This window comes from Frateuria sp. GZRR33, from assembly GCF_051900425.1.
Lineage (GTDB): Bacteria > Pseudomonadota > Gammaproteobacteria > Xanthomonadales > Rhodanobacteraceae > Frateuria_A.
Genome location: NZ_JBHZGK010000017.1, coordinates 1 through 12,467 on the forward strand (window position 1 = coordinate 1; position 12,467 = coordinate 12,467).

The 12,467-nt window shown below is 62.6% G+C and carries 29 protein-coding genes; 2 read left to right on the plus strand and 27 right to left on the minus strand.

Translation table 11 applies throughout. The features are described from left to right. The 27 genes from ACFWZU_RS15425 to ACFWZU_RS15555 form a co-directional block, all read right to left on the minus strand. Positions 1-1,192 (minus strand): tyrosine-type recombinase/integrase (locus ACFWZU_RS15425; RefSeq protein ID WP_439702413.1); only part of this gene is annotated, 1,192 nt, incomplete at its 3' end. Between the two features lie 165 nt (positions 1,193-1,357). After that, the gene (locus ACFWZU_RS15430) at positions 1,358-1,897 is read right to left on the minus strand and encodes an HNH endonuclease (RefSeq protein WP_439702414.1); all 540 of its coding nucleotides are present in this window, start codon (positions 1,895-1,897) and stop codon (positions 1,358-1,360) included. Beyond that, on the minus strand, positions 1,852-2,079 hold the full coding sequence (locus tag ACFWZU_RS15435; protein ID WP_439702415.1) for a hypothetical protein: 228 nt from the start codon (positions 2,077-2,079) through the stop codon (positions 1,852-1,854). The genes ACFWZU_RS15430 and ACFWZU_RS15435 overlap by 46 nt, the downstream gene beginning before the upstream one ends. Beyond that, positions 2,063-2,287: a hypothetical protein gene (locus tag ACFWZU_RS15440; RefSeq protein ID WP_439702416.1), complete on the minus strand. Its 225-nt coding sequence runs from the start codon at positions 2,285-2,287 to the stop codon at positions 2,063-2,065. The genes ACFWZU_RS15435 and ACFWZU_RS15440 overlap by 17 nt, the downstream gene beginning before the upstream one ends. Beyond that, entirely contained in the window at positions 2,284-2,733 is a 450-nt protein-coding gene (locus tag ACFWZU_RS15445; protein ID WP_439702417.1) for a hypothetical protein, read from the minus strand. The genes ACFWZU_RS15440 and ACFWZU_RS15445 overlap by 4 nt, the downstream gene beginning before the upstream one ends. Then, positions 2,723-2,899 (minus strand): hypothetical protein, encoded by a 177-nt coding sequence (locus tag ACFWZU_RS15450; protein ID WP_439702418.1) that lies wholly within the window; start codon positions 2,897-2,899, stop codon positions 2,723-2,725. The genes ACFWZU_RS15445 and ACFWZU_RS15450 overlap by 11 nt, the downstream gene beginning before the upstream one ends. Next, positions 2,892-3,338, minus strand: coding sequence for a hypothetical protein (locus ACFWZU_RS15455; RefSeq protein ID WP_439702419.1), 447 nt, complete (start codon positions 3,336-3,338; stop codon positions 2,892-2,894). Before ACFWZU_RS15455 ends, ACFWZU_RS15450 begins: the two co-directional genes overlap by 8 nt. Next, on the minus strand, positions 3,325-3,831 hold the full coding sequence (locus ACFWZU_RS15460; RefSeq protein ID WP_301143806.1) for a class I SAM-dependent methyltransferase: 507 nt from the start codon (positions 3,829-3,831) through the stop codon (positions 3,325-3,327). Before ACFWZU_RS15460 ends, ACFWZU_RS15455 begins: the two co-directional genes overlap by 14 nt. 1 nt (position 3,832) lies before the next feature. After that, the gene (locus ACFWZU_RS15465; RefSeq protein WP_439702420.1) at positions 3,833-4,132 is read right to left on the minus strand and encodes a hypothetical protein; all 300 of its coding nucleotides are present in this window, start codon (positions 4,130-4,132) and stop codon (positions 3,833-3,835) included. After that, positions 4,132-4,389 (minus strand): hypothetical protein, encoded by a 258-nt coding sequence (locus ACFWZU_RS15470; RefSeq protein WP_439702421.1) that lies wholly within the window; start codon positions 4,387-4,389, stop codon positions 4,132-4,134. Before ACFWZU_RS15470 ends, ACFWZU_RS15465 begins: the two co-directional genes overlap by 1 nt. Continuing rightward, a complete protein-coding gene (locus ACFWZU_RS15475) occupies positions 4,376-4,678 on the minus strand; it encodes a hypothetical protein (protein ID WP_439702422.1) in 303 nt (100 codons plus the stop codon). The genes ACFWZU_RS15470 and ACFWZU_RS15475 overlap by 14 nt, the downstream gene beginning before the upstream one ends. After that, positions 4,668-4,859: a hypothetical protein gene (locus ACFWZU_RS15480; RefSeq protein ID WP_301143828.1), complete on the minus strand. Its 192-nt coding sequence runs from the start codon at positions 4,857-4,859 to the stop codon at positions 4,668-4,670. Before ACFWZU_RS15480 ends, ACFWZU_RS15475 begins: the two co-directional genes overlap by 11 nt. Next, entirely contained in the window at positions 4,856-5,581 is a 726-nt protein-coding gene (locus ACFWZU_RS15485; protein ID WP_439702423.1) for a hypothetical protein, read from the minus strand. Before ACFWZU_RS15485 ends, ACFWZU_RS15480 begins: the two co-directional genes overlap by 4 nt. A 1-nt stretch (position 5,582) precedes the next feature. Continuing rightward, positions 5,583-5,957 carry a hypothetical protein gene (locus tag ACFWZU_RS15490; protein WP_301143787.1) on the minus strand — a complete coding sequence of 125 codons (375 nt, stop codon included), beginning with the start codon at positions 5,955-5,957 and terminating at the stop codon, positions 5,583-5,585. Between the two features lie 9 nt (positions 5,958-5,966). Further along, complete coding sequence (locus ACFWZU_RS15495; RefSeq protein ID WP_439702424.1) at positions 5,967-6,377, minus strand: single-stranded DNA-binding protein; 411 nt, start codon at positions 6,375-6,377, stop codon at positions 5,967-5,969. Continuing rightward, positions 6,374-7,243 carry a phage recombination protein Bet gene (gene bet / locus ACFWZU_RS15500; protein ID WP_439702425.1) on the minus strand — a complete coding sequence of 290 codons (870 nt, stop codon included), beginning with the start codon at positions 7,241-7,243 and terminating at the stop codon, positions 6,374-6,376. The genes ACFWZU_RS15495 and bet overlap by 4 nt, the downstream gene beginning before the upstream one ends. 109 nt (positions 7,244-7,352) lie before the next feature. After that, positions 7,353-7,748, minus strand: coding sequence for a hypothetical protein (locus tag ACFWZU_RS15505; protein ID WP_439702426.1), 396 nt, complete (start codon positions 7,746-7,748; stop codon positions 7,353-7,355). A 20-nt stretch (positions 7,749-7,768) separates the two neighbouring features. Then, a complete protein-coding gene (locus ACFWZU_RS15510; protein ID WP_439702427.1) occupies positions 7,769-7,963 on the minus strand; it encodes a hypothetical protein in 195 nt (64 codons plus the stop codon). Further along, complete coding sequence (locus ACFWZU_RS15515; RefSeq protein ID WP_439702428.1) at positions 7,960-8,661, minus strand: metallophosphoesterase; 702 nt, start codon at positions 8,659-8,661, stop codon at positions 7,960-7,962. The genes ACFWZU_RS15510 and ACFWZU_RS15515 overlap by 4 nt, the downstream gene beginning before the upstream one ends. Next, a complete protein-coding gene (locus tag ACFWZU_RS15520; protein ID WP_439702429.1) occupies positions 8,658-8,828 on the minus strand; it encodes a hypothetical protein in 171 nt (56 codons plus the stop codon). Before ACFWZU_RS15520 ends, ACFWZU_RS15515 begins: the two co-directional genes overlap by 4 nt. Next, positions 8,828-9,250: a hypothetical protein gene (locus tag ACFWZU_RS15525; RefSeq protein WP_439702430.1), complete on the minus strand. Its 423-nt coding sequence runs from the start codon at positions 9,248-9,250 to the stop codon at positions 8,828-8,830. The genes ACFWZU_RS15520 and ACFWZU_RS15525 overlap by 1 nt, the downstream gene beginning before the upstream one ends. After that, positions 9,247-9,543 (minus strand): hypothetical protein, encoded by a 297-nt coding sequence (locus ACFWZU_RS15530; protein WP_301143784.1) that lies wholly within the window; start codon positions 9,541-9,543, stop codon positions 9,247-9,249. The genes ACFWZU_RS15525 and ACFWZU_RS15530 overlap by 4 nt, the downstream gene beginning before the upstream one ends. Further along, entirely contained in the window at positions 9,540-9,857 is a 318-nt protein-coding gene (locus ACFWZU_RS15535) for a hypothetical protein (RefSeq protein ID WP_439702431.1), read from the minus strand. Before ACFWZU_RS15535 ends, ACFWZU_RS15530 begins: the two co-directional genes overlap by 4 nt. Next, a complete protein-coding gene (locus tag ACFWZU_RS15540; protein ID WP_439702432.1) occupies positions 9,854-10,045 on the minus strand; it encodes a hypothetical protein in 192 nt (63 codons plus the stop codon). The genes ACFWZU_RS15535 and ACFWZU_RS15540 overlap by 4 nt, the downstream gene beginning before the upstream one ends. 3 nt (positions 10,046-10,048) lie before the next feature. Continuing rightward, positions 10,049-10,294, minus strand: a complete 246-nt coding sequence (locus ACFWZU_RS15545; protein ID WP_439702433.1) for a hypothetical protein — start codon at positions 10,292-10,294, stop codon at positions 10,049-10,051. A gap of 179 nt (positions 10,295-10,473) precedes the next feature. Beyond that, complete coding sequence (locus tag ACFWZU_RS15550) at positions 10,474-10,842, minus strand: hypothetical protein (RefSeq protein WP_439702434.1); 369 nt, start codon at positions 10,840-10,842, stop codon at positions 10,474-10,476. Between the two features lie 305 nt (positions 10,843-11,147). Continuing rightward, positions 11,148-11,954: a S24 family peptidase gene (locus ACFWZU_RS15555; protein WP_439702435.1), complete on the minus strand. Its 807-nt coding sequence runs from the start codon at positions 11,952-11,954 to the stop codon at positions 11,148-11,150. Position 11,955: 1 nt separating this feature from the next. On the opposite strand from ACFWZU_RS15555, the gene ACFWZU_RS15560 reads away from it, so the two are divergent. Beyond that, a complete protein-coding gene (locus ACFWZU_RS15560) occupies positions 11,956-12,186 on the plus strand; it encodes a transcriptional regulator (protein ID WP_439702436.1) in 231 nt (76 codons plus the stop codon). 13 nt (positions 12,187-12,199) lie between these two features. Further along, complete coding sequence (locus ACFWZU_RS15565) at positions 12,200-12,391, plus strand: hypothetical protein (protein WP_439702437.1); 192 nt, start codon at positions 12,200-12,202, stop codon at positions 12,389-12,391. Positions 12,392-12,467 lie beyond the last annotated feature (76 nt).

Consider the following 12,467-nt stretch of genomic DNA (forward strand, 5'->3'; position numbering starts at 1 on the left):
ACCTTGACATGGTAGGGGTCACAAGTTCGATCCTTGTACCGCCCACCAAGAGTAATCCAGCAACGGCGCGGCTTTCGGGCTTAGCGCCGTTTCTGCTTTCTAGGCCGACTGACCCCGCACTGACCCCACGAAGGCGCGGAACCTTGGCCGCCAGTTCGTCCGCCAGCGCATCCAGCGCCACCCGCGCCTGCCCCAGGTAGCCGGGATCAAACTTCGCGTAAATCTCGCTGGTCCCTGCGGCCTTGTGGCCGATCTGCCCCGACACCTCCCACCCCGGCACGCCGCGACGGCGTAGCTCCGTGGCGACGGTATGGCGCAGCACCTTGGGGATGAACCACGTCGGAAGCTTGGCGTCCGTGCGCACCTTGGCCCATGCCTTCTTGATCGAGGCGATGCGCTTACCGTGCCAGTGGACGTAGTAGGCCGCATCGCAGCCCGCCAGCTCCCGCCGCAGCATCTCCGTCAGCGGCACCACGGGGCGGTACTTCTTGGTCTGCTGCCGGCCTGCCGGATTCAGCCGGATCAAGCCCGCCTGCCAGTCCACCTGGAACGGCTGTAGGCCCAGCGCGGCGTCACCACGGCATCCCGTGCCCAACCGGATCATGCAGTAGGCCCACAGGTGCGAGTCCTTCGGAATCGCGTTGAGGAACGCCGCAAGCTGGTCGATCGTCGCCGTGTGCGGGTAGGGCTCACCGATGGGCGGCAACTCGACCCACGGCACCTGCACGATTTCCTGCCGCTTCCATGCGCGATTCAGGGCCGACTGCCCGACCCCCATCACACGGCGGACATAGCCTTCGCTGTAGGTCTTGCCGCGATACGTCCGCGAGCGCAGCCACTTCACGAAATCCTCTTGGGCGTCCACGGTCAAGTCTGCAACCGTCTTGTCGCCCCAATACTCCCGCCACAGGTCCGCCGCACGCTTCGCCGTGTCCTTGCTGGGAATATGGCTACCGTGCCGGGCGAGGTAGCGCGTCAGCAAGGTCCCGATGGGCACGTCCTCCGGGGCCTGGTCCTTGATCGCCGCGTTGGCGACAAACCACTCGGCTAGGGCGACTTTGGCTTGCTCAAAATCTGCTGTGCCAAGAGAAGCGCGCTGCTTGACCCCTTTTCCGTCGCGCCACGTCCGCTGCCAGTTGGCCGTGCCTTTGCGTCGTTCGAGCCAGTAAATGCCGAGCTGGAAACGTTGCATTGCTGTGCCTCAAGGTACGCGGTGATGTGGTGTTCGGTGTACTTCGGCGTGGGGCCGATCATGATGCAGCCGATCTTGCCCGCCTTGCGATAGCGGGCCAGGGTGATCGTGGAGATGCCGAGGTAGTCGGCCACCTCGGGTTCGCTAAACAGGTGCGGAAGTTTCTCAGCCGCCGACATTCAAGCACCTCCATTGAATCCCACGCTTCATGTCACTGACATTTGACTGGTTGATTCCGTACATCCTTGCAATCTTTCGCTGTGACAGACTGCCGTCCTCAATGAGAGCCTTTATCTCAAGCGCCTGTTCTTTCGTCAGCTTGGCGCCAGGACCGTCCTCACCGAATGGCTGTTTGCCACGGCCTTTCGCCTGACGGTCATCGGCGTTCTCCTTGGCCGTCCCAAGGAATAGGTGGGCCGGGTTAACGCACGATGGGTTGTCGCATGTGTGGCACACACTCAGATCTTTGGGATCGACCCCGTGGGCGAGGAAGTAGGCGACACGCGGGGCCCTATAGCCGCGAAACAGTCCATACCCACGCACGTTTGCACCCTTCCAAAGCCAGCATCCGTCACCGGGCGCTTGATATTTATTGTGGAATGACTCGATTGCCGAATTCGATAACTCAATCGGCCTGAACTTCCTACGCGCAGCGCCCATCACTCGACCTCTTGCTCTTTCTTGTTCGGGCGGATCAGCGCCCATGCCTTGTCCACGCTGCGCTTCAGCAGGACGCACGAACCCGTGCCAAAGAACGTGGCAGATGCGTAGTGGCCTTGAAGTAGCAGATCGCCGCAAGCCATCAACATCACGATGGCCGTAGCCAGGGCTGCCGCGGAGTACGCTACCCGGAATGCCTCCCGGAACCCCTCAATGACGTGTTCCATCATTCCTCCCCCACCACCCGGCCAGGATTTCGGCGGCGCGTTGTTTGACGCATGCGAGAACGAGCGCTGGACTGGCGTAATTCATCTTGCACTCCCCCATCGCCTGCAACAGCGCGTGTGCTGCCATGGCGTCGTGCCAGGCGTCGTTCGGTTCGCCGTCCGCCGACATGCGGCTTGCGAGCGGGACAAGTCGTGTGCGCAGCTTCACCCCTCGCCCTCCTTTGTGGCGTCGATGGCGGCGTCGTATGCCTCGATCGCGTCGTTGAATTCCGCGTCAGAACAGCAGCCTTCCGGCACGTCCTCGCCCGTCCAACTTGGGACGCGACGCGCAACAGCGACCAGACTCTCCGCCGCCTCCATCCGCTTCGCCATGTCGGCTAGGGCGGGGGCGTGGGTGCGGATGAAGTTGACGGAGGCGGCAATCAGGTCAGCGTCCGGCTTGTAGCAGTCGCCACGGATCGTATCGGCAAGGTGCAGCGGTGCCACGTTCGACACCTCGTCAATGTCTGCATCATCCGCGCCATGGACGCTAGCCTCGTCCTCTTGCTGGCCGACGTAGTAGCGCCCGCGCGAGGCTGATTCCCACGGCCCCGGCGTCGCCTTCTCCGACAGCGCGACGATCTTCTCAAGCTCATCCAGCAGGTTAGGCGTCATGGGTGGGGTCCTTGCGCTTGTCTTTTGCATTGTCGATGGGCGCGCAGTCGGTGCAGGCGTAGCCTCCGATCCGGCTCTTAGCGAGAATCCAGCCGCCTTTGTGTATCTGGCTGCGGCTACCCGCCTTGCCGCAGTAGCAGCAGGTAATCTCCGGCAAATCAGCCACGGCTGTTCTCCGAAAGGTGGGCGGTAACGCGGGGGTGCGAGTCGCGCCAAATGGCGTCGGCCTTTTCGAGCCATTCGCGCCCGTTCGTTTGAGCGTCGGCCATGCACTCGTCAAGCGTTTGGAAGCTGTTGCCTGCGCCACTGGTCGCGAAGATGTGGCCGTCAGGCATCATTACGTGCCAGCGCCACAGGTTGTCCGGGGCGATAATCCGCGCGATCTTCAACTGGCAGTGCGGATGGATGCGCGAACAGCGGTGGTAGCACTGCGAACGCTCAAGGGCGCGCTGCAACCGCTCAACCTCCACCTCTCGGGCCAGCAGGTGGGCGCGGATCAATGCCATGCAGCGGGCGTCCTCTTGCGCGGTAGTGCCGCTCAACCGCGATTCGTCCAGCGGCGTGCACATGCGTTCCACCGCCTTCCTCACCTCATCGGGCAGCATCGGGGGTGTCCTCCTGTGGGGCGGTTTTCATGAAGCAAATCCAGTGCGTGCCGCCTTTCTTGCCTGACGGGTGTCCGAATAGCGGCTTCTGGTCGGTAAGCGCCAACACTTCGCGCACCTTGATCTGCGTTTCGTTCCACTTGAAGATCAGAACGCCATCGTTGGCCAAGACGCGGAAGCACTCGGCAAAGCCGGCTCGCAGGTCATCGCGCCAGGTGTCGGCGTCCAGCGCTCCGTACTTCGCCCGCATCCAACTGACCTCGCCCGCTTTGCGCAGGTGCGGCGGGTCGAACACCACCAGCTTGAACGCGCCGTCCTCGTAGGGAAGGGAGCGGAAGTCCAGCGGCACATCCGGGAAGATGGACAGCGTCCGGCCATCGCAAAGCGTGCGCTGCTCCGTGCGAATGTCGCCGTACACCACGCTCGGGTGATTGCGGTCGAACCAGAACATGCGGCTACCGCAGCACGGGTCGAGGATCGTCTTAGCGGTCACCTCACCCCTCCTTCCCGTTGGCGTTGGGGAGGGCGCGGAGCTTTTCGAAGGCGCTGCGGATTCGATCCGGCGACCATCCAGTGCGCATCGCCCCGGTTTCGCAGAACAGCAGCGCCACATCGCACGCGCGCCGCATTTCCACATCCACCGCCTGCGCAGGCTGGGTGAGATGGGCGTCGATGGCGTCGGCCATAGCGCCGTGCTTGCGCATCACGTCAAGCCGGCGCTTGTCCATTGCAGCAACCGCAGCCATCCGCTTGTGATAGTCGAGCACATCACGCAGCGTCATCTTCTCGCCCATCACGGCTTCTCCTGGTGGGTGGTGCGGCTGAACAGGTTTCGCACGGCCACGCGGATGCGATAGACGGCGTTCTGCGCTGGCAGGCCCTCCCGATTGATCGTCAGACGCTTGCTGAACGCATGGATGGAAACCTCATAGCGCAGCGGATTGAGCCACACGCGAAGCGGGATCGTCTCGCGCGGAACATCGCGCCAATACATCCACACCCACAGGCGACCGCCAAAGGCTTTGAGTACAAGATGTTCAGGGCAGTACATCATCCTTCTCCTGGTGGGTGGGGTGGAACTTGGCGAGGGCGGCAAGGGCGCGACGGAAGTTGTCCGCCTTCTGACCGCTCTCGAAATACAGGCGCCCCTTGCCGTCGATCACGCCTTGCGATGCCGCCTCCACCAACTCCCGCACCTCCCCGGACAGGTCGGCGTGGGCGGCGCGGTAGCCCTTTTCGGCCCAGTGGCGATAGTCAGCACCGAACTCGACGCCTCCGTTCTCGGCAATCTCGCGGGCCAGCCACGCCTCAAACCTCGCGCGCACATCGTCACTGTGCATAGCTGGCATCCTCCGCGATGGCTTCCATCGGCGTGAATCCGTCCTTGCGGTACTCCTGCCAGCACTCATCGGCGGCCCAGCTATAAGCCTCGCGTACCGACTTCGCCCAATTCAGGCGGCGCAGGTGGTAGGCCAGTCGAACGGTCCAAAAGAAAGCGCGCACATCGTCAGGGGCGGTCATGGGGTGGCCTGCTGGGCGGCGGTGAGCAACACGGCGCGCATCTGGTCGAGGCACTCGTCGGGGATGGTGCAGTTGTACTTACGCAGGCACACGTAGGCTTCGCGCACTTCTTCGCAGGTGAACGCCACATACCCATCCACCCCATTCCCGCCCTCGGACGGCGCGGGGGTGGCGGCGATGACGCGGCGCAGTTCAGCCAGCAATTCGTCGGCGCCTTCGTAAGTTCCGGGCTCTTCGGAATCGATCACGTTGCCGATCAGATAGGCGCACTCGCGAAGCAGCCCAGTGTGGCTATGCACGCGCTCGGCAGGTTGGGCGGGCGGGGCGGTGTCACCGTAGACCAGCGGACGCGGCTTGTGCGTCACGCCATCGCGGTCAGTCACCGGGTGCGAATCACCGATCAGCTCGGGATGCCACGCAACCGTGCCATCGATGACAGCCTGCATTTCCGGCGGGCAGCTTGTCCGAACAGCGTCCCTAAAGCTCACGATGTGCGGCACCATCCACGCCACCGCCTCCCCCTGCGCGGCAGGCTCGGGGGCGGCCAGGGCGGCGATGTACTTGCGCGCGAACGCCTCAGCTTCCGCACGGGACGCGCCATAGCTCCACGCATCTTCCGGGATCGGGGAATCCCTGTGCATCGCATAGCCGGCAAACCACGCCTCCGTCATTGCATCCACCATCGCCTCACTCACCCCTCGCGTGGTCGTGGTCGTGTTCATGTCAGGCTCCTTGGGTGAGGGCGGCGGCGGCGCGGACGATGGCGCGGCGGGTGGAGGCGTATGGGTCGGAGCCCAAGCCCTCAGCCGCAAAACGGTCGGCATCCTCCGTGATGTTCTCGGCTACTACATCGACATGGCTGCCGGGGTAGAGCAACACGCTCAGATTCAGCTTCACCGCCAGCCGGAATGCGTCGGCATCGGACTCAAGAGGATTCCAGCCGGTAGCGAACGTCCCGCCCTCATAGCGAATCCAGAGCGAAGGAACGGGCGGATCAAGTTCCATGCGCTCGCGGTTCATCGGGTGACTGGTGTCATAGCCCGCAGCCTTCGCCGCTAGCTCCAACAACTCCCGCTGCTCCGTGGTGGGATGGGTCATGGGGTGGCCTCAGAAGGGGATTTTTTCGGAGTCGTCGAAGTCACCAGCCGGAGCCGGTGCCTGCCGCTGCTGACGCGGGGCGCTGGATTCGGGCTTATCGCCCTTGCCGACGATCAGGTGAACGTCGCTCGCGTTGACCTCGACGGACGTTCCCTTGCCGCCATCCTTGCGGTCGTACTCGCGCACGCGCAGCTCGCCAGTCACGGCAACCTGCGTGCCCTTGGTCAGTTCCAGCTTGGCGAGCGATTCGGCACGCTTGCCGAATACCTGGGCGGTGATCCAGTTCGTGCCCTTGTTGTCGCCGTAGCCGTAGCCGACAGCCACGCGGGCAGACCACACGGCGGTACCACTTCCGGTGTAGCGGGTTTCGGCATCAGCGCCGAGACGGCCCGTGAAGGTGTAGGTATTCAGGTCGCTCATGCCGCTTTCTCCGTAGTCTTGGCCTTGGCCGCTGCATCGGCCTTCTTGAGTGCGCTGCGAGCCTTGCTGTCGAAGCGAGTCCAAAGCGCGATCTTTTCGTCAGAGTCCAGGTTCTGGCTCTGGATGTAGTCGTGGGCGGCTTCGGCATCACCGGACGCCAGCAACTCGCCGGCCTGCTTGGCGATGCCCAGCAAGTACGCCTGTTCTTCCTCGTTCATGGCCTCCCACGCGCCATCGGTGGGCTTGCCTGCGGGCAGGGCGGGTGCCTGCGAAACCTGCGTGACTTCCACCACGCGCGCCTCGCCGTTGTCCGCCTGCGCCATCTCGTCGGCGGTATAGAGGCCGGAAAGTTCGGCGGGGAAGGCGCGGCGCAGCGCAAGAGCTTCGGCCACCTTCGCCAGCATCAGTTCCGGCATCTTCCCCCACAGGCCAGACAGCTTGCCTTCGCGTGTTGTCTGCGCGTAGCTGTCGAAGCGGGCCACGGCGTACAACGGCTCTTGGAAGTCGGAGCGCATCACGCCCACCTTCGCGGCCATCGGCGGCTTGCTGTCCAGCCAGCAGTCAACCCAATCCTTGCCATCGGCGGTCCACCACGGGCCACGCTGGCCGGCGTACTTGCCGCTGCGCTCAGCGATCAGGCGGAAGCCGTCGATGCTGACCTGGATGGACATGACCTCGCGCTTTTCGCGGCCATCCCAACGCTTCACCGCGTAAATCTGGCGGGCGAACGGGTCAAGCCCGGTGCGCTGGCATTGCTGCACGAACAGGGCAAGCTCGTCATTGGTCGAACCCTTGGCGATGGTGCGCTTGATAAGCTCGATCTGCTCACCGCCCATCGAGCCTTGAACTGCCAGTTGGTTGCTCATCTCATCCTCGCGCCGATACGCCCGGCGCTGGCGTGTGTGGAATAGGTTTGCCCGTTGCTGCTCGTGGACGGGCGCTCACCGGAGCGGCGCTAGCAGCTAGCGGGCGGTGTTACTTGTCGCTCTTGGCGGGCTTTTCGTCGCCGGACAGATTGCGCAGGGCGTCTTTCGCCAACCCATAAAGTTCCTTCGCCTCGTTGCCCATGGCGTCGAGTGCTTGCGGACTGGTGATCTTCGGAAGCACGACCATCGCTGCGATGGTCTTGGTAGACGGCATCAAACAGGCGACCGCGAAGCAAACAACGGCGGCTGGCGCGGTCCTTTTGAAAACCTTGGAACCGATAGCCTTTTGCGCCAGTACGTCGTCACGGTTTTCCCATGAACAGATGCCCTGGGTGGCCACGGCAAGGGCGATGCACGCGGCAAGCGCCAGAACGAGCGATAGCACGCCAAAGAGCGCGGATATGCCATCGGCCTGAAACATCAGATAGACAAGAAGCGGACTCATGGTGATTCCCTCTGTTGGATTCAGTGCTGCGGCTGATGCCACGCGATCACATCGCGGGCCTGCTCTGCCGTGATTTCGATGCTCCCGACCAGCGCGACCAGGATCGACTGCGCGCGGGAGATAAACACGCTGTCCAGCGGGTCAACCGGCGCTGACAGTTGCGGCCACGGTTTGACGCCATAGGGCGACTTGGGGGCGTGGGTGAGGGTGGTCATGCGGCCTCCGCGATGGCATGGGGCCATTCGGTGATGGGGTTGATGGTCAGGCGACCGCCAAACACGCAGCCCGTATCGACGTACCGCACGTTGCCAAGCTCCACCGGCTGCTTGAGCGGGGTGTGCCCGACATACAGGCAATACAGGTCGTTGATGTGGCTTGTGTCGCCGTAGGTGATACGGGTACGCGACCACAGCGCGATTTCCGCCAGCCGCTTGCGCTTGTTGTTGGAATCCGCCTCGCTCATCGCTTCCGCGAAGTCATCCCAGCTATCGCCATTTATTTCGGCGTGCACGAGGCCAACGCGACCGGCCCGCGTCTCCACTTCGATCAGGTACGGCAGGGAGTCCAGCACTTCGGCAATGAGCTTCTGGCGCGAATCATCCAGCGATAGGAACCAACCACCGCCGTTGGCGAGGTAGTTGCCCAAGTCATGCTTGCCTGCCGCAACACCGACTGCCATCTGCTCGTGGTTGCCGCGCACCGCGTGGAACCACGGCTTAGCGATCCAGTCGATGCATTCCTCGCTGCTCGGGCCACGGTCCACAAGATCACCAACGCTGAACAGGCGGTCACGCGAGCCGTCAAAGCCGATGGCATCCAGCTCGTATTGCAGACGCTCGAAGCAGCCGTGAATGTCGCCAACAACGAAGTCACAGCCAGTCGTGTTGAGCGGAAAACGCCGAATAACGTTCACGCCGCATCTCCTTGCTCAAAAGTGCCACCGCCGACAGCGTCAACGCAGGGGTTCGTATCGGCTGCCGGGGTGGCGGGGAAAAGTTCGTCAAAGGCGTTTTCGATACGCCGCATGACGGTCAGCTTGCGAAGCTGGGCAATGGCGTCGTCGGTCAGCAGATCGCACATCACGCGGCCCTCGCTTCGGCTTCGTCCTGGCGCGCACGCTCTGCCATCTCGTCGGCCAGCTCAGACGCCTTGTTGGTGGTCTCGTCGTCCACGGCGCGGCTGCACTGCTTGGTCAGGTGGAGCAAGGCACGCAGGGCAATGGCGCGCTCCGGGTACTTGCGCTGGCTCTCCATCAGCTCGCCCACGGAGCACTGGCGGGTGAACAGTTGATCGAGCATCCAGTGGGCGTCGGCCAAGGTTGCGATCTGGTCGGCCAGTGCCTCGCGGGGTTCGTCGCCACCGAAGCTGTCCGCCACGCTCAGCACAATCTCGCGCTGCTGATCGTCGGTCAGCGATTCGCGGGCGCGATCCATGGCCGAGTTGTCGCAGTCCGACCTGGCCAGCAGGTAGGCGTCGTGGTTGGGGATGCTATAGGCGTTCATACATGACTCCCCAAATACTGGCCGGCGAGGTCGCACAGCCACAGAACACCCAAGCCGAAGGCCAGCCACCCAGCGATGCAGGCAAAGCCCTTGGCGATGATTGAAACGGCCTCGACCAGCGTCACAGGCGGCTCAGGCGTCACGTCGCAGCAAGCCACCCCCGCCGCCTCCACAGGACTGATGAGGGCCTGCGTCTTTTCGTACTGGCGGATCGGGTAGCGCTTGGCGTGGTCCGCGTGCAGGGCCTTACGCTGCGCAATCGTCGGGACGGGCTGGTAGGGGAGGGCGGTCATGGCTGCGCTCCCACGTTGGCGAGGGCGGCTTTAGCCTTGGCAATGACATCCTGTGCGCGCGGATGCTTGCCGTAGAATTCTTCGGTGGCCTCCATGTCGATCACGCACTCGGAAAGCGCCTGGATCAGCTCGGCCACGGCTGCACGGGCCAGCTCAAGCTGCTTCATGTCAGCTTCGTAAGTGGCGCGGGTATGGGCGTGGAGTTCGCAGTCGTCAGAGCAATCGTTTGCGGTGATAAGCGCCTTGTACTCAAGGATGGCGTCATCCATCACCGCCAGCACATCCACCCGCTGCTGTTCGTTAGGGGAGGTCATGCGGCCACCTTCTGCGAATCAATCGCGTCCAGCAGATCAGCGGCGAGCTGGGCGGCTTCCTCGCGGGAGAGGTAGATGGTGCAGTTGCTGGTTTCGATGCGGATGGCCTGCCAATCGGCATAGCCCTCGGTGGTCGCCGCCTCGACCCGCGCCGGCTTGTGGAAGCTGGTGAAGCTGATGCTTGCCATATCTCACTCCCCCTTCATGGCTCGGCTGTGGGCGGAGCCTTCGGTGTCTTCGGCTCGGCTGGCCGCGTTGGCCAGTGCTTCGGCAATAGCCGAATGGCTGGCGGCGAGCTGGCGCGCCTTCTCGGGGGTTAGGACGATGGAGAGGGTTTCGTCGCCGTGTTCGCTGACGAAGTGCACGCCGGTTGCGTGCGCCACGACGATCACGTCTGCGTCGCCGTGCTGGATCAGGTCTGACTTCCAGGTTCCCATCGCCGTCCCCTTGTTGGTTGGCTTGGGAGTAAGACTAAAGCAACACTTGATATCAGTCAAGCATGGGTTGAAGTAGAGTAAAGCTAAGCTTGCTGGCTGTTTATCAGATGTTCAGGATTGTGCCCAGGACAAAAGAAAGCCCGCACGAGGCGGGCTAGAGGTGGATGAAGGTAGTTCTGCTACTTGTTTGGTTGATCCATGTGCAGCGCCTGCATGTATTGGACGGCCAGTGCTGGATCGATGGCGGCCATCTTGTTCAAGGCGGCCCATCGCTCATCGTCGGTTTGAGCCAGGAGCAGCACGCCCGCCAAGCGCTTCACTTCCTGCTGCTGTTGCTGCTCCTGTTCCTGTTGCGCCTGGAATGCCTGCTGTTGCCTTAGGGCCTCTTGCGCTTGCTGTATCTCGATGTTGCGCATCCGCGCGGCTTGCCCCTCTGCATAGCCGCGCTGGAACGACCCCACTATGTCCGGATGCTGTAGCTGGACCTGCTGAGCGAACAAGCGGCTGCATGTAAGAAGCATGGCCGCAGCCATCGCCAGCCTAGCCATGACCGTTACTCGGTTGAGCAAAGGGGTCTTTAGTTCCCTCTTGGCCCGTGAACGGGTTGATGTTCGGCTTGCTTGACCAGTTGTTTGTTCTAGTGCCGTCCGGAGCTGTCTGATAGTGCGGCTGGACGTAGGTGCCGTCCTTCTTGACGTACCCGTTGTGGTGGACTGGCGCTCGATAGATAGGCGCGCCTGGAGCTTTGGGTACCTTATACGGCTTGTAGTGCTGTGCTGACGCCACAAGCGAGAATGACATAAGCACTGCCGCTATCGGTAGCTTCTTCATGTTTACCCCCTGGATGCTGGTACTACAGGTCTCCGCTCCGCTGCACGGCGCGGCCGATGATATATATGTCTTCGGCGCTTTCCCGATCCACTACCTCATCCGGATACATGCGTTTGTCCGGGTTTTCGCTCATGACGATGAGCGAGCCATCCACGCCCCAGCGAAGCGTCTTGATCTTTGCCTCCCGGCCAAGCACCAGCGCATACACCTTGCCATCCACCACCCGCGTGTCTGCGCGGTTGATTAGCACCGCATCGCCATCCGCTAGGCGGGGAAGCATGGAATCGCCACGGACGGGCATCACGACAAGATCGCCCTCACGTAAGCGCTTCTTTTGGAGCCAGGCGCGGGAATAGGCAAGCTTGCGCTTGGTGCGCCGGAATTCCGGCACCGTGCGCCCACCGCCCGCCGAAAGTTCGACGTCAACCAAATCTACCATCACATCCTCGCTGGGATCGGCGGATTCGTCGTCAACGCCACGTATCTGATACGCGGGGATGCTCACGGGCCGCCGTGAAAAGGCGATCCCAGAATCGGGCTCGTCCTCACCTAGCCAGTATGCAAGCGGCTTGCCAGTGAGGTCAGACAGCGCCGCAAAGTGCTTCTTGTCTATGCGTCCCGTGCGCTTCCACTGACTTACGGCTTGAGGCGTGACGTTGCACGCCTCAGCAACGCGGGCCGCAGCGGAGGGAATTCCCTCTATGGCGCGGTTAAAACGCTCTTTTAGTTGGTTGGCATCAAGCATTGCTGGATGGTCCCATTGCGGGCTTCCGCCGACAAGCAAGTTATGCTTGACATGGGTAAAGTGATGCTTTACCGTGTCAACCACTATGAATTCCCTTCATCAAGCAATCCGCTACGTCGGCTCCCAGGCCGAGCTTGCCCGACGCCTTGGCGTCCGCCCGCAGCTTATCAGCCAGTGGAAGTCCGGGAAACGACCCATCCCCCCGGCGCGCGCCGCTCAGATCGAAGAAATCACCCACGGCGAAGTTCGGCGCCAAGACCTGCTGCCCGATTTCCCGTGGGTCGTAAGCCCCACTGCCAACCACAAGACCTCCTGAAGGAAGACCAGCCATGGCCTACGAAGACCCGGCCCATGTTCGAGACAACGTCATCAAGGTCCGTCTTAACGACATTGAGGACGAGCTGATCCGTGCCGCCGCCAAGTTCAACCAGCGCCAGCCAGCAGCCTTTGTTCGTGAGGCGCTGCTCGACTGGATGGCTAAAAACGTGGGGCAGAGTAACGACCATGCCCGCGCTGCGTGAAGGCCCCAACAGGGTCCGCAGGGGGGCCTATGGAATTGAACCTATCGGACGCGGAGTTCAAGGAACTCTGCGAAGC

Coding starts and splice junctions, on each gene's coding strand:
- ACFWZU_RS15430 (WP_439702414.1), bottom strand. CDS start 1,897: ATGGGCGCTGATCCGCCCGAACAAGAAAGAGCAAGAGGTCGAGTGATG.
- ACFWZU_RS15435 (WP_439702415.1), bottom strand. CDS start 2,079: ATGGAACACGTCATTGAGGGGTTCCGGGAGGCATTCCGGGTAGCGTAC.
- ACFWZU_RS15445 (WP_439702417.1), bottom strand. CDS start 2,733: ATGACGCCTAACCTGCTGGATGAGCTTGAGAAGATCGTCGCGCTGTCG.
- ACFWZU_RS15455 (WP_439702419.1), bottom strand. CDS start 3,338: ATGCTGCCCGATGAGGTGAGGAAGGCGGTGGAACGCATGTGCACGCCG.
- ACFWZU_RS15465 (WP_439702420.1), bottom strand. CDS start 4,132: ATGGGCGAGAAGATGACGCTGCGTGATGTGCTCGACTATCACAAGCGG.
- ACFWZU_RS15470 (WP_439702421.1), bottom strand. CDS start 4,389: ATGTACTGCCCTGAACATCTTGTACTCAAAGCCTTTGGCGGTCGCCTG.
- ACFWZU_RS15475 (WP_439702422.1), bottom strand. CDS start 4,678: ATGCACAGTGACGATGTGCGCGCGAGGTTTGAGGCGTGGCTGGCCCGC.
- ACFWZU_RS15480 (WP_301143828.1), bottom strand. CDS start 4,859: ATGACCGCCCCTGACGATGTGCGCGCTTTCTTTTGGACCGTTCGACTG.
- ACFWZU_RS15485 (WP_439702423.1), bottom strand. CDS start 5,581: ATGAACACGACCACGACCACGCGAGGGGTGAGTGAGGCGATGGTGGAT.
- ACFWZU_RS15490 (WP_301143787.1), bottom strand. CDS start 5,957: ATGACCCATCCCACCACGGAGCAGCGGGAGTTGTTGGAGCTAGCGGCG.
- ACFWZU_RS15495 (WP_439702424.1), bottom strand. CDS start 6,377: ATGAGCGACCTGAATACCTACACCTTCACGGGCCGTCTCGGCGCTGAT.
- bet (WP_439702425.1), bottom strand. CDS start 7,243: ATGAGCAACCAACTGGCAGTTCAAGGCTCGATGGGCGGTGAGCAGATC.
- ACFWZU_RS15505 (WP_439702426.1), bottom strand. CDS start 7,748: ATGAGTCCGCTTCTTGTCTATCTGATGTTTCAGGCCGATGGCATATCC.
- ACFWZU_RS15510 (WP_439702427.1), bottom strand. CDS start 7,963: ATGACCACCCTCACCCACGCCCCCAAGTCGCCCTATGGCGTCAAACCG.
- ACFWZU_RS15520 (WP_439702429.1), bottom strand. CDS start 8,828: ATGTGCGATCTGCTGACCGACGACGCCATTGCCCAGCTTCGCAAGCTG.
- ACFWZU_RS15525 (WP_439702430.1), bottom strand. CDS start 9,250: ATGAACGCCTATAGCATCCCCAACCACGACGCCTACCTGCTGGCCAGG.
- ACFWZU_RS15530 (WP_301143784.1), bottom strand. CDS start 9,543: ATGACCGCCCTCCCCTACCAGCCCGTCCCGACGATTGCGCAGCGTAAG.
- ACFWZU_RS15535 (WP_439702431.1), bottom strand. CDS start 9,857: ATGACCTCCCCTAACGAACAGCAGCGGGTGGATGTGCTGGCGGTGATG.
- ACFWZU_RS15540 (WP_439702432.1), bottom strand. CDS start 10,045: ATGGCAAGCATCAGCTTCACCAGCTTCCACAAGCCGGCGCGGGTCGAG.
- ACFWZU_RS15545 (WP_439702433.1), bottom strand. CDS start 10,294: ATGGGAACCTGGAAGTCAGACCTGATCCAGCACGGCGACGCAGACGTG.
- ACFWZU_RS15550 (WP_439702434.1), bottom strand. CDS start 10,842: ATGGCTAGGCTGGCGATGGCTGCGGCCATGCTTCTTACATGCAGCCGC.
- ACFWZU_RS15560 (WP_439702436.1), top strand. CDS start 11,956: ATGAATTCCCTTCATCAAGCAATCCGCTACGTCGGCTCCCAGGCCGAG.
- ACFWZU_RS15565 (WP_439702437.1), top strand. CDS start 12,200: ATGGCCTACGAAGACCCGGCCCATGTTCGAGACAACGTCATCAAGGTC.